The organism is Acinetobacter sp. 197, from assembly GCF_048148385.1.
In the GTDB taxonomy this organism is placed as follows: domain Bacteria; phylum Pseudomonadota; class Gammaproteobacteria; order Pseudomonadales; family Moraxellaceae; genus Acinetobacter; species Acinetobacter pecorum.
This window is the reverse complement of the sequence record NZ_JAYWZK010000001.1, coordinates 89214-102868: the sequence shown is the minus strand read 5'-3', so window position 1 is coordinate 102868 and position 13655 is coordinate 89214. Positions and strand designations below refer to the sequence as shown.

Genomic DNA, 13655 nt, shown 5'->3' with positions numbered 1-13655 from the left:
AAGCCGCTTTATAGCGGCTTTTTTATTTTCTCGTGTGCTTAGAATTTTGCATTCAGGCTGATACCGTAACGGCGGCCATCCAATAATTGATCCCCATCAATATCTTCAGCTTTTTCATCCAGTAGGTTATAGACGCCAAATTTACCGGTCAAATTCGGACTGAATTTATAGTTAAAGCCGACATCTACAAATTGGTAGCCTGAATTTGGCTGAGCCATAGAAGTACGGCTCAGGTATGCAGAGGTTTCAGAACGGTGGTGCAAGCGGCTCCATACATTTAATGCATCGTTTAGCTCATAATCGACACCAATATTAAACATGTGTTCTGGCATCTGGTTCAGTGGCTGGCCTTTAAAAGCACCCGATTTAAACTCTGAATCGGTATAGGTATAGTTTGCAGTCAATGTCGTGTAATCATTCAGACTGGCTTCTACCGTTGCTTCTACACCACGAATTTCTGCTTCATCTACATTAATCCGTTCACTAATAAAATAAAATGGAATATCCCCTTCGAAACATTTCCAATTCTGCCAGTTATTACGGTTTGTTGTGGTGCCATCAGTATCGGTTTCGCAGGCACGAACTTCCGTAATCCGGTCTTTATATTTAGTGATAAAGCCAGTCAGCGATGTATTGATATAATCATTTTTCCAGTTAAAACCTAATTCAGTCGATACACTTGATTCAGGTTTCAAGTCCGGATTGGCACGAATAATGCCACGGCCTGTTGGCAAGGGTGAACCGCCACCACCCGTGACGCTATAGAACCCTTCTGTGGCTGCACGAATATCAGGCTGTTTATAACCTGTGGCCACACCACCTTTTACTACAAAGTTATCATTTACCGCGTACACCCCATACAGTCGTGGCGATAAATGGCCACCATAGTTTTCATCATGGTCATAACGCAGGCCGGCGGTTAAATCGAAACGATCTGTCATGCTCCAGGTATCTTCAAGGAATGCAGCAGCAGACCATCGTGTTAACTCACTAAATTCAGGTGCATTAGGATTCCGGTTAGTGGCTTTATCGACCAGTTTTTCATCTTTAAGATATCCACCGAATGACAGCATGTGATCACCTAAGGCCCAGTTCCATTGACTGTTCGCTGTCCAGGTATCTAGGGTAATCCCTTTGGTGCCGAGTTCCGTATTGCCACGATCCGGATTTTTTGAGTTTTCATACTGGATATAAGATGAACTGTCCAAGTTATCGCTATAACGCCCATTATGGGTTACTGAATAAACATTACGGTAATTACGCGAGAACGAATCTGCAGCGCCTTGAATGGCTGCTACCGTTTTACCGACTGAAGTCGTGGATTCCTGCTGCACAAAATTGGCTTCAACCTGCACATCATGATCATCATTAATGGCATAGCTCAGACGTGAATTTAAGCTTTCACGTTCTGTGCCACGAAAACCGCCCACATAACGGTCTTCATTACGTTCCTGCTTATTGACTGACAGCTGCACGCCCAGCTTGTCTGCAATTAAAGGACCGGCAAGATATACAGAAGCATTTTTAATATCACCTGAACGGCTACTGTCCTGAATTGTGGTTCCTAATTCGACATGACCAGACCATTCATCAGACACTTTTTTGGTAATGATATTGACTACCCCGCCCATGGCATCCGTACCATACAGTGTAGAAGCTGGACCACGAATAATTTCAATACGTTCGATGGCGGCAAGCGGTGGCAGAATATTTTTCTCAAAACCGCCATCATCCCCGTTCGGGTTCACATCCTTGCCATATTGACGCTTACCATCGACCAGAAACAAGGTGTAGTTTGAACTCATGCCTCGAATACTGATGGTCTGTGCAGAACCTGCACCCGAAACCACGACCCCAGGCGTATTACGCAGCACATCAGTAATGTCATTATATTCACGTTTATCCAATTCTTCACGATCAATCACGGTAATGGAAGCAGGTGCTTTAGCCAAATCTTGCTCATAACCTGTTGCGGTCACCACAATCGTTTGCAGTTTAGTCGCTTCCGCTTGTGGAACAACAGCTTCGACTGCAAATGCATTACCCGTCATGACTGAAGTTACAGCAAATGCCAAAGTGGTTTTTAAGAATGGCTTATTCATACCTTGCGCGCCCCAATATTTATGAAGAGATCATGTTTATTCGGTTGCGAAGTGTAACAGCTTTCCACTTAAATGCAATTGCTATTGATAATTATTATCATTAATATTCACTAAATTTTAAGCCAGATATAAAAAAACCTCGAAAGTTCGAGGTTTTTTTTAAATGCTATAAATGAACTGTTATATAGAACAGCTTATTTCATATACGCACCTTCAGATTGACTATGATCCGTTTCATCAACGACATTCATCAATTCAGGAATATGCTGTTTTAGTGTGGTTTCTACGCCCTGTTTCAAGGTGATATCAATCGCTGAACAACCCTGGCAACCACCACCAAATTTAAGTACAGCGGTTAAACCTTTTTCAGGGTCTTCTTTGACTTCAACCAGTGCACAGTTACCACCATGGCCCGCCAGACCCGGGTTAATTTCAGACTGCAAGACATAGGTAATGCGCTCTTCTACTGATGCATCTGGCCCCACGCGTGGCACTTTAGAGTTCGGCGCACGGAAGGTCAACTGACCACCAAAACGGTCTTTGTTGTAGTCAATTACGGCATCAAGTAAATACGGAATAGATGGCGAGTCGATAAAAGCAGGGAAATCAGGATATTCCTGCTTATAATCTGTCGGTACAACCTCATCAGGTGCACTATAGGCCATGCAACATTCAGCGCGAGGAGTACCCGGATGCTCTACAAAAACACGCACACCAATACCCGGGGTGTTCTGTTTATCCAGTAAATCCTTTAAATACTCTTGTGCTGTTGGTGTAATCAATAAGTTGGGAATTTCACCAACAACTGGAGTGCTGCTGTTCTCAGTCGACATAACAATAATTTCCTCAAGCTCAAGTGACCATTTTAACTGAAGATGCGGGGTAATTTTTAAAAATCAACTAAAATTGTCGGATTTATTATAAAAGTACAACTTTAGCTCAATTTTAATGGCATGATAATTAGCAAATAGGCACCATTAGAATCATTTATATGCTTGATTTACCTTTTAATCATACTGTTACCATTATTCTGATCACCTGTATTGTGTCATTTATTGCTTTCTCCAAAGAGACGGTAATGAACCGGCTGATTTTCTGGCCTCCGGCACTGCAACGTGGACAATATGACCGTTTTATTACGCATGGGTTTATTCATGCGGATGGAACCCATCTGCTGTTCAATATGATTACCCTGTTCTTTTTTGGCAGTGTAATTGAAAGCTTTTATCGTCAATATCTGTACGACCTGGGTTTTATCCTGTTCTATCTGGGTGCTCTGGTTGCTGCGATTCTGCCAAGTTACCTGAAGCATAAAAATGATGCGCGCTGGGCCAGTCTAGGCGCTTCCGGTGCAGTGTCGGCTGTGCTGTTTGCCTATATTCTGTTTGAACCATGGAAACTGATTTTTGTATTCTTCATTCCAGTTCCTGCAATTATTTTTGCTGTGCTGTATGTGGCCTATAGCATCTGGTCAGGCAAAAAAGGCAATAGCAATATTAATCACAGCGCGCATTTATGGGGAGCAGCCTACGGTGTGATCATGACGATTATTCTGGAGCCACGCCTGATTCCGCACTTCCTGAATAAACTGATGCAGATTCCGTTTTAACGCGGATTTTTAAATCCTGAGACAACTGGACTACCTGTAAGTTGGGCCTGAGTTTTTCACTAAAAATCGACAAGAGAGCTGCGGCTCTCTTGGTCAGTTGAAACATCTCGTAATATATTAGAAAGACAGGATGTCACTTAATGCCAATCTTGAAGTGAATTTTGCAGCGATAATGTATACATCTGTATATTAATCACTGTCATTATCGAGATATTTTGCATGTCCACTACACCAGACGGTCTCCAATTTCCTCTTCAGTCTCCACAACAAAAACCCAGTAGCTCGAAAGCAGGGCGCGCAATTATCGCGGCAGCGCTAGCCAATGTCGCCCCTCACAGTTCTGCACAGGCACAATCAGAAAAAAACTGGCGCAAACTCTACACCGTACATTTTAAGCAGCTGGTCGAGCAGGGTCTGAGCTCTCCTGAAGCCAGCCTGAAAATTGCAGAGGATGGATTGGCACAGGCCCATCAGACGTTTGAGTTTTATCGTGACGGTCAAAAGCATTTACTGCAGGAGGTCTTCTCCCTGCCCACGGGTCAGTTACATACCTTCAAGCTGACAGGTCATAGTAAATCAGCACCAGAATGGTATGTGCCCTACCAAGGGCAAAAGCTGCAAGGTGATGCCTTACTGGAGCAGATTGAACGCTGGGAAACTCAAGGCATCATGGAAATCAGCCATGCCAATGCCCTACGTGAATGTGCCGTGCATCCTGAATGGTTTGACCTGTCAGATCGGACCACAGTGCTGTTTGGTGCTGCATCTGAAGCGGGGCCCTTGACCTGGCTGGCAAAATGGAAAGCCAATATTGTGGCGATTGATTTACCGAATACCCGGGTCTGGGGCAAGATTATTGACACCGTCAGCCAAGGCAATGCCACCTTGTATGCACCTTGTACTGAAGAGCTGCCTGCCGATACTTCACCGAACATATTAAAAGAAAAACTGGGCGCGAATTTGCTCACCCAGATTCCTGAAATTGCCACATGGCTATTACAGTTTGAGACGGATCTGGATCTGGCTGCGATTGCCTATCTGGATGGTGAAAAGCATGTCCGCGTTTCCATGGCGATGGATGCCATCATGCACTATGTTAGCCAGCAAAAAGCCAATACCAGCCTGATGTATATGTGTACGCCGACTGATGTGTATGCCGTTCCAGCTGAAGTGATCGAAGCCTCAAAAGAAAAATATGCAGAACGTTCCAAGGCACAGACCCTGATTTCTAAAAGTGTTGCGACATTAAGCCGTAAACACTTTTTCCAGAAAAATAGTCATGAGCTGATTCAGTCTGGCGATCAGGCATATGGCATTTGTGACTGTCTGGTGGTTGAACAAGGTCCAAACTATGCGCTGGCAAAACGTATTCAGCAATGGCGTGCAACCTTGGCGCGTGCTCAAGGTCAACGGGTCAGCATTAATATTGCACCTTCTACGACCACTCATTCTGTTACCAAAAATCCGCTATTAAAAGCCGCATTCAATGGCGCCAGCCTGTTTGATGTGGAAGCTTTCGCACCTGAAACTACCAATGCATTGATGGCAGCATTATGGATTCATGACCTTCGCAATCCGGAATCAGTGGCCAATCCTGAAGTGGAACTGAACCATCCGCTTGAGTTAATGATGCATGGTGCGAATCATGGTGGTTTGTGGCGAGTCGCTTATCTGGCGCGTACCGCACTGCCTTTTGCTGCGCTGTTTGGTTTTGCGACGGAGAAATTGCCAAAAGGATTATTGAGCAAGTTGAAGAAGTAATTTATTTCCTTCACTTTACCCTTTTCCTAGAGTCGATATTCTTTTTATTTAAAATTCTGCCCCTCACCCCAACCCTCTCCCCAAGGGAGAGGGAGTATCCATCATAAATTTTAGTAACTGTTAGATATCTGCCTCCAAGCTACTTTTCCATGAGGTAAAAGAGCAAGATTTAGCGTCAATACCCATATTTGAATATATTATGTAAAATCCCCTCTCCTCTTAGGAGATGAGCATCCTCAGAATATATTCTGAGTGCGCAAGGGAGAGGTAAAAATCACCCATAAAAAAACGCTGCCGAGGCAGCGTTTTTTTATCAACGATGTTTAGAACACTTTTAACAATATCCAATACAAACCACCTGACAGACAGATCGTTGCTGGCAAGGTAAATACCCAGGCAGACAGAATGGTTTTCACCATCTGGAAATTCAGTCCTGACTTGTTTGCCACCATGGTACCGGCTACTGCAGAGTTCAGTACATGGGTAGTGGATACTGGCATACCGAAGCCATCTGCCGCAGCAATGGTCGACATCGCAACAAGCTCGGCAGACATGCCCTGTCCATAGGTCATATGTTCTTTACCAATACGCTCACCCACGGTCACAACAATACGCTTCCAGCCCACCATGGTACCTAGACCCAGTGCAAGCGCAACTGCAACTTTCACCCAGGTTGGAATATATTGCAGGAATGAGTCAAGATTATCACGGTATTTATCCACCGTTTTTTCTTGCGCAGCAGACATCGCAGGTAAAGCTTCTGCTTTATCCAGACGTTTAAAAGCGGTTGTGCTCAGGTACATGTCGTTACGGAATTCAGAAACTTGAGCTTCAGGCACATCTTTAATGTTGCTATAGCTAGCTACTTTCTCACCCAGATGATCGGTCAAACTTGCCAGTGCCGGAATGACTTCAGGGGTAATTTCCTTGGTCTGGATATACTTGGTGATAACAGCACGGGCTTGCTCATCCGGAATATCCTGATGATTTGGATAGATCACATCGGCTGTTTGTGCCGACAACTGGCCAAAAGATTGAATATGCTGGGCATCCAGATTCTTGTTCAATGAGTACGCCAGAGGTACGCACCCAATCAGAATCAGCATGATCAAACCCATGCCTTTTTGACCGTCATTTGAACCGTGTGCAAAACTCACACCTGTACAGGTAAAAATCAGCATGGCACGAATCAATGGAGGTGGTGGCTTGTTGCCTTCAGGTGGCTGAAACAGTTCCATTTGACGCTTGAAGATTTTTTTCACCAGCAGGAACAGCACCGCTGCAAATGCAAAACCGATGAGAGGCGAAAATAATAGCGCCTTACCAACTTTAATCACCTGCTCCAGGTCTATACCTGAAGCGCCACTGCCGGCATTCAGAATGTAATTCATGATGCCAACACCCAGAATCGAACCGATCAGGGTATGCGAACTGGATGCAGGAATACCAAGGAACCAGGTTCCAAGGTTCCAGAGAATGGCCGCAATCAGCATGGCAAAGACCATGGCAAAGCCTGCACCAGAGCCGACATTCATAATCAGCTCAACCGGCAATAACGCAATAATACCGTAAGCAACCGCGCCACTGGCCACCATAACCCCAAGGAAATTACAGAAGCCGGCCCACATCACTGCGACGGGAGCTGAGAGTGCATTGGTATAAATAACGGTAGCAACCGCATTGGCTGTATCGTGGAAGCCATTGACGAATTCAAAGCTCAATGCGATAAAAAGTGCAGTTGCTAACAAAATAACTGAATACAGGCTTAAGGCCGGTACATGTGCTAAATCTGAAGACAATTGGAAGCCGATATAAATCAGCGTAGTGATAATAAGAGTCAAGAACACCGGCATAAAAAATTTCGGTGTTGGCACATGAACATTGGTCGACTTTTTCGAAGCCGACTTGTGTGCTGAATCTACGGGAGTTGGATTAGGATTCATGCAAGCAGGAATAGAGGATTCAATGATCCTCATATTGTTCAGTTAAATTGTGACAATTATATGACAAACTGTTGTCATATGATGCAATTATTTGGATTTTCTTGCTGTCATTCGTCCTGTTTAATTCCGACTAAAAACTAAATTTTGATTTTATAAATCATTCACTTGAGATAGCATTCCAGCTTGTTTCTGCGCAAAAAGTACACACATTTTGCTACCAAAACCATCGAAGCCCTTTCTGTCAGCAGGCTGAATAAAGTTTCAGTTGCATAGCATAAGGAATGAATATGACATTTTTATGAATAGATGCCTCAGTTCAATTTTGTGTTTCTGCCCCTGCCCTAAACCGGTCAAATCAGAGCCAGGTTAACTATATTTTCTGGTCCGGATTTCAGAATTTTATGTTTATCTACTGACTTATCAAATTTTCATATCATACTTATCCATCATTCTGAGCAATGTCAGCAGAAATCGGTTCACTAATCTGCTAAGATTACAGCCGTTTTAAAAGACTGCTGAGAGCGTTTGAATGTCGACATTAACCACCTTAAAAGAACTTCTTGCCAAAAGAATTTTAATTATCGATGGTGCGATGGGTACCATGATCCAACGCCATAAACTGGAAGAAGCCGATTATCGTGGTGAACGTTTTGCCGATTGGGCCTATGACCTCAAAGGCAACAATGACCTTTTAGTCCTGACCCAACCGCAGATTATCCAAGGCATTCACGAAGCATACCTTGAAGCCGGCGCAGACATTATTGAAACCAATACCTTTAACGGCACCCGCGTTTCAATGTCTGACTATCATATGCAAGATCTGGTTCCAGAAATTAACCGTGAAGCTGCACGTTTAGCAAAAGAAGCCTGTGCCAAATATTCAACGCCGGAAAAACCGCGTTTTGTAGCCGGAGTCATCGGGCCAACATCACGTACAACATCTATTTCACCGAATGTGAATGATCCTGCGTTCCGTAACATCACCTTTGATGCCCTGAAAGTTGATTATATCGAATCGACCAAAGCCTTAATTGAAGGCGGTGTTGATATCATCCTGATTGAAACTGTATTCGATACGCTCAATGCTAAAGCTGCCATCTTTGCAGTAAAAGAAGTGTTCAAGGAACTGGGTTATGAATTGCCAATCATGATCTCAGGTACGATTACCGATGCCTCAGGTCGCACATTGACAGGTCAAACCGCAGAAGCATTCTGGAACTCAATGCGTCATGCAGAACCGATTTCAATCGGCTTTAACTGTGCACTTGGTGCAGATGCGATGCGTCCACACGTAAAAACCGTGTCTGACGTTGCCGACACCTTCGTTTCTGCGCATCCTAACGCAGGCTTGCCAAATGCGTTTGGTGGTTATGATGAAACCCCTGAAGAAACGGCAGCATTCATTAAAGAATTTGCTGAAAGCGGCTTGATCAATATCACCGGTGGTTGCTGTGGTACTACGCCAGATCATATCCGCGCGATTGCGCAGGCGGTTGAAGGTATTGCCCCTCGCCAGATCCCTGAAATTGAGCCTGCATGTCGTTTAAGTGGTTTAGAACCATTTAACATCACCAAAGATTCATTATTCGTGAACGTCGGTGAACGTACCAACGTCACGGGTTCTAAAAAATTCCTTCGTTTAATTAAAGAAGAAAACTTCACAGAAGCGTTGGACGTGGCACGTCAACAGGTGGAAGCCGGTGCGCAGATCATCGACATCAACATGGATGAAGGCATGCTGGATTCACAAGGTGCGATGGTGCACTTTCTGAACCTGATCGCATCTGAACCTGATATTTCACGTGTGCCAATCATGCTCGATTCTTCTAAATGGGAGATTATTGAAGCAGGTTTGAAATGCGTTCAAGGTAAAGCCGTTGTGAACTCGATTTCCTTAAAAGAAGGTTATGACGAGTTTGTAGAGCGTGCACGCCTTTGCCGTCAGTACGGTGCTGCGGTGATCGTGATGGCATTTGATGAAAATGGTCAGGCCGACACAGCAGAACGTAAAAAAGCAATCTGTAAGCGTTCATACGATGTACTTGTGAACGAAGTGGGCTTTCCTTCTGAAGATATTATCTTTGACCCGAACGTATTTGCGGTGGCAACGGGTATTGAAGAACACAACAACTATGGCGTGGACTTCATTGAAGCAACCGGCTGGATTAAAGAAAATCTGCCAAATGCGATGATTTCAGGCGGTATTTCAAACGTATCATTCTCATTCCGTGGTAACGAGCCTGTACGTGAAGCGATCCATGCAGTGTTCCTGTATCACGCGATCCAGAAAGGCTTGACCATGGGGATCGTGAACGCCGGCCAGCTGGCGATTTATGATGACATCGACAAAGAGCTTAAAGATGCCGTTGAAGATGTAGTCTTGAACCGCAACCAGGGCGAAAGCGGTCAGGAAGCAACTGAAAAATTATTGACCATTGCAGAAAAATACCGGGGTCAAGGCGGTCAGCAAAAAGCGGAAGAAAACCTTGAATGGCGAGCCGAGTCCGTTGAAAAACGTCTTGAGTATGCACTGGTAAAAGGCATCACCACTTATATCGATCAGGATACGGAAGAAGCCCGTTTAAAATCGACGCGTCCGCTGGATGTGATCGAAGGTCCGCTCATGGCGGGTATGAACGTGGTCGGCGACCTGTTTGGTGCCGGCAAAATGTTCCTGCCACAAGTGGTGAAATCGGCACGTGTCATGAAACAGGCCGTCGCGTGGTTAAACCCGTTCATTGAAGCTGAAAAAACCCAGGCTGAAGCCAAAGGTAAAATCCTCTTGGCTACGGTGAAAGGCGATGTACACGATATCGGTAAAAACATCGTGGGCGTGGTATTAGGCTGTAATGGCTATGACATCGTTGACCTTGGCGTGATGGTGCCATGTGAGAAAATTCTACAAACTGCAATTGATGAAAAAGTCGATATCATCGGTTTGTCTGGTCTGATCACACCGTCATTGGATGAAATGGTCTTTGTTGCTAAAGAAATGCAGCGTAAAGGCTTTAACATTCCACTGATGATTGGGGGTGCGACGACCTCTAAAGCGCACACCGCTGTGAAAATCTCACCGCAGTATCATAATGATGGCGTGTACTACACGGCTGATGCTTCTCGTGCGGTGGGTGTGGCAACGCAATTGCTTTCTGCCGAGATGAAACCAAAACTGGCAGCAGACTATGCTGCGGATTATGAAAAAATCCGTATCCGTCTTGCCAATAAGCAGCCGAAAGCTGCGAAGCTTTCTTATGCTGAGTCAGTTGAAAACGGTTTCAAAATCGACTTTGCCAAGAATGCACCAGTTAAACCAAATTTCATTGGCTCACAAACATTCACCAACTATCCTTTAGAAACCTTGGTGGAATATTTTGACTGGACGCCATTCTTTATTTCTTGGAGCCTGGCGGGCAAATTCCCGAAAATCCTTGAAGATGAAGTGGTGGGTGAAGCTGCACGTGATTTGTATGAACAAGCACAAGCAATGTTGAAAGACATCATCGAGAATAAACGTTTCGATGCGCGTGCGACGTTTAGCATTTATCCTGCGAATCGTGTGGCGGCAGATACGGTTGCTGTTGCTGATGAAAATGGCAATGTGACGCATAGCTTCGAGCACCTTCGTCAGCAGTCTGACAAAGTGACCGGTAAAGCGAACTACTCTCTGGCTGACTTTATTGCACCGAAAGATGTGGCGCAGGATTACCTGGGTGGCTTTACAGTTTCAATTTTTGGTGCGGAAGAACTTTCGCAAGAATACAAAGCCAAAGGCGATGACTATAACGCGATTATGGTTCAAGCTTTGGGTGACCGTTTTGCTGAAGCTTTTGCTGAGCACTTGCATCAACGTATTCGTAAAGAGTTCTGGGGCTACCAGGCAGATGAACAATTAACCAATGATGAGTTGATCAAAGAGAAGTATGTGGGTATTCGTCCTGCACCGGGCTACCCTGCTTGTCCTGAACATTCTGAAAAAGCACCATTGTTCAACTGGTTAGGTACGACAGAGAAGATGGGTACTTACCTGACTTCAAGCTTTGCAATGTGGCCACCTTCATCAGTGAGCGGTTTCTATTATGCAAACCCTGAAACCGAATACTTTAACGTAGGTAAAATCTCTGGCGATCAGTTAGAAGATTATGCGAAGCGTAAAGGTTGGACTTTGGATGAAGCGAAACGTTGGTTAGCACCGAATTTGGATGATTCTGTGGTTTAAAAATCACTGAATCCCCCTAACCCCCTTTGATAAAGGGGGAACTAAAAATCCCCTCGGTTGAGGGGATTTTTAGTTTGAATCTTTTAATATCCCCTAACCCCTCTTTTTCAAAGAGGGGGATTTCACGGATCAAATTGATTACGTGACAGCTCCTCCCTTTTTTAAAGGGAGGTTGGGAGGGATTTTAATTTATATAACCATAAGATATATTTAGGTAAGTCATTCAAAATATAAATAATATGCTAGTTTATAAATATCGTGGTGGTTCTTTTGAAAGAGATTTAAAGTCTTTAAAAAATGATACCTTTTGGGCTTCTAGCACAAGTCAACTCAACGATCCTTGTGAAGGATTGATTTCAATTGATAATTATCAACAACAAATAGGAAATCTAAAAAAGATCTTTTATCAACATTCAGATAATTTAGCCTTAATTGAACAAAGTTTTCAAAACATCATTAATATGAAAGATACCAAATTAGGTATTTTTTCTTTGAGCAAACGTTATGACGATGAACTGTTATGGGCTCACTATTCCAATAGTCATAACGGCTTTTGTATCGAATATGATTTAGATCAACTCTTGGCAAAACAAAATCCTCAACATCGATTCTTTGATATTCAATATTCAGATAAAATTCAAAATTTAGATTTTTCTCAAGCTTTTAACCAAGCCGATCCTGGCCATCTAGTTAAAAAAATGCTGGGGTATAAATCAAAGAGATGGGAATATGAACAAGAATTAAGAATCATCACAGAAAATCAAGGCATTAATTCTTATGATTATAGAGCAGTCAAAGCAATTTATTTTGGATTGAAAACTCCAAATGAAGAAATTGAACAAGTAATGGAAACATTGCAAGGACGTAAAATCAAATATTTCCAGATGTACTTGAAGCCTAATTCTTTTAAGTTTGAGGCTAAACCAATTGAAGATAAATCTCTTACAAATGTAAGATACAAATATTCAATATCTAACATTGCACATTTAGCAGTTGATCCATCTACACTTAAATTAGAATATCAACATTTTGCTCCTTACTTGCAGAAATTAGCCGAGATTATTCGTAGAGAACCTGATTGTTATGAAGTAAGTTACATCGATTTAAGCCACTCTAAAAGCACTTTAGCTAATCCAATCTTCTTTGCACAATATAAAACTGCTAAAAATGATTTATTAACACATACAGTCCATTACTCCAAAAAACAGATAGATGAGGAATATTTAAAAATTGATGATTTATAATTATTAATCCCTCCTAACCTCCCTTTAAAAAAGGGAGGAACATCACGAATCCAAAACCGCGATTTAATTCATGGCAAGTCTCCCTTTATCAAAGGTGAGAAGCATCGCTTCGCAAGGAGGGGGATTCTTTAGTTAGGGAAGTTCTTTAGAAAGCTCATTCAAACAAGATTGATAAACCACTTCCACCACATCATCCAACCGCGTCATCACCTGCCCATTATCAAATCTAAACACCTTTAAACCCAACTGCACCAAAGCCTCATCTCGAACTCGATCCGCTTCTAAGCCTTCATTTGTAAAGTGCTGGCTGCCATCACACTCAATCACCAAATTGGCAGCAGGACAGTAAAAATCCACGATGTAATTCAAAATCGGCTTTTGTCGATAGAACTGCAAATCTAAAATTTGCTTATTGCGAATTCGCGACCATAATAGTTTTTCTGCCTCGGTCATATGATTGCGTAAATCACGCGAGGCTTGTTTTAGATTTTTATTGTAGGGTTTCATTTTTTATTCTACTAATTTGTTTTTATAAATCCCCCCTAACCTCCCTTTTGCAAAGGGAGGAACAACACGAATCCAAAAACCATCATCAAATTCGCGTGAAGTCCCTCTTTCTCAAAGAGGCATTTAGGGAGATTCATTTATATAGATTTTATAGATCAAAGTTAGTCTACTGTCCATTCTTCCCCACCCCCACCCGTTTTTACATATTTTAGTCAGACAAACCAGCCACAATTCCGCATACTTAACAAAAATTTACCTCTCCCATTTAACCCA

8 protein-coding genes are annotated in these 13655 nt (G+C 43.2%); 4 read left to right on the top strand and 4 right to left on the bottom strand.

Annotation, left to right across the window (positions count from 1 at the left end):
- Nucleotides 1-38 precede the first annotated feature (38 nt).
- Together VXQ11_RS00420 and nfuA are read right to left on the bottom strand one after the other, a co-directional pair.
- Nucleotides 39-2102 (bottom strand): TonB-dependent receptor domain-containing protein, encoded by a 2064-nt coding sequence (locus VXQ11_RS00420; RefSeq protein ID WP_416705169.1) that lies wholly within the window; start codon nucleotides 2100-2102, stop codon nucleotides 39-41.
- Between the two features lie 194 nt (nucleotides 2103-2296).
- Nucleotides 2297-2935: a Fe-S biogenesis protein NfuA gene (nfuA, locus tag VXQ11_RS00415; protein WP_044111637.1), complete on the bottom strand. Its 639-nt coding sequence runs from the start codon at nucleotides 2933-2935 to the stop codon at nucleotides 2297-2299.
- A 158-nt stretch (nucleotides 2936-3093) separates the two neighbouring features.
- On the opposite strand from nfuA, the gene VXQ11_RS00410 reads away from it, so the two are divergent.
- Both VXQ11_RS00410 and VXQ11_RS00405 read left to right on the top strand, forming a co-directional pair.
- On the top strand, nucleotides 3094-3711 hold the full coding sequence (locus VXQ11_RS00410; RefSeq protein ID WP_064095679.1) for a rhomboid family intramembrane serine protease: 618 nt from the start codon (nucleotides 3094-3096) through the stop codon (nucleotides 3709-3711).
- Between the two features lie 219 nt (nucleotides 3712-3930).
- On the top strand, nucleotides 3931-5472 hold the full coding sequence (locus tag VXQ11_RS00405) for a hypothetical protein (RefSeq protein WP_416705168.1): 1542 nt from the start codon (nucleotides 3931-3933) through the stop codon (nucleotides 5470-5472).
- Between the two features lie 323 nt (nucleotides 5473-5795).
- On the opposite strand, the gene VXQ11_RS00400 is transcribed toward VXQ11_RS00405, so the two are convergent.
- On the bottom strand, nucleotides 5796-7415 hold the full coding sequence (locus VXQ11_RS00400; protein WP_416705167.1) for an inorganic phosphate transporter: 1620 nt from the start codon (nucleotides 7413-7415) through the stop codon (nucleotides 5796-5798).
- Nucleotides 7416-7944: 529 nt separating this feature from the next.
- On the opposite strand from VXQ11_RS00400, the gene metH reads away from it, so the two are divergent.
- Nucleotides 7945-11631, top strand: a complete 3687-nt coding sequence (gene metH / locus VXQ11_RS00395; protein ID WP_416705166.1) for a methionine synthase — start codon at nucleotides 7945-7947, stop codon at nucleotides 11629-11631.
- A gap of 239 nt (nucleotides 11632-11870) precedes the next feature.
- Nucleotides 11871-12875, top strand: a complete 1005-nt coding sequence (locus VXQ11_RS00390) for a DUF2971 domain-containing protein (protein ID WP_416705165.1) — start codon at nucleotides 11871-11873, stop codon at nucleotides 12873-12875.
- Between the two features lie 132 nt (nucleotides 12876-13007).
- Here VXQ11_RS00390 and VXQ11_RS00385 read toward each other — a convergent pair whose 3' ends face one another.
- Nucleotides 13008-13382 (bottom strand): endonuclease domain-containing protein, encoded by a 375-nt coding sequence (locus tag VXQ11_RS00385; RefSeq protein ID WP_416705164.1) that lies wholly within the window; start codon nucleotides 13380-13382, stop codon nucleotides 13008-13010.
- Nucleotides 13383-13655: the final 273 nt, after the last annotated feature.